At 46.0% G+C, this 574-nt stretch carries 1 protein-coding gene; it reads left to right on the forward strand.

Going from position 1 to position 574, the window contains the following annotated elements; translation table 11 throughout:
- Window positions 1-102 precede the first annotated feature (102 nt).
- Window positions 103-477, forward strand: coding sequence for an IS66 family insertion sequence element accessory protein TnpB (gene tnpB, locus C100_RS33420; protein WP_024019389.1), 375 nt, complete (start codon window positions 103-105; stop codon window positions 475-477).
- Window positions 478-574: the final 97 nt, after the last annotated feature.

The following is a 574-nucleotide window of genomic DNA, read 5'->3' on the forward strand; positions in this document are numbered from 1 at the left end:
CTATCACGCTGACGTCTTCGGCTCCGGCACGACTACGATTGGGCTCGCAGGTGTTGATTGAACTGTCAGTCGAGGCCTTACCCGATCTATTGGTGGCTCTCAATGATCGAGGGCTTTTGTATGCTTCGGCCTAGCGCATCGGTTCAGGTGTATTTATACGCAGGCGCGGTGGATATGCGCAAGTCTATTAATGGCTTGTCCGCTCTGATTGAGCAGGAGTTAGAACTCAACCCCATGATCAATGCGCTGTTCGTCTTTTGTAATCGTAACCGCGATAAAGTTAAGCTACTGTACTGGGAGCGCAATGGCTTTGTGCTGTGGTACAAACGGTTGGAAAAGCAACGTTTTAAATGGCTAAAGCCGACCGACACTGCATCCCTTTGCATCGACGGTTATCAACTGAATTTATTATTGGATGGACTGGATATTTTTAATAATAAACCGCATGAAACGCTATTTTACTCTGCTATAAATTAACGGATTTGGTATAATCCAACCCCATGAAAACACCACCGGCTGATCACTTACCTGACGATATTGTTGCGCTAAAACAACAGCTTTTAGCGCAGAGTCA

The sequence above is a fragment of the Sphingobium sp. C100 genome (assembly GCF_000508185.1).
Classification (GTDB): Bacteria; Pseudomonadota; Alphaproteobacteria; order Sphingomonadales; family Sphingomonadaceae; genus Sphingobium.

What these genes read in the sequence shown, in the direction of transcription:
- tnpB (WP_024019389.1), top strand. Translation starts at nt 103, where the DNA reads ATGATCGAGGGCTTTTGTATGCTTCGGCCTAGCGCATCGGTTCAGGTG.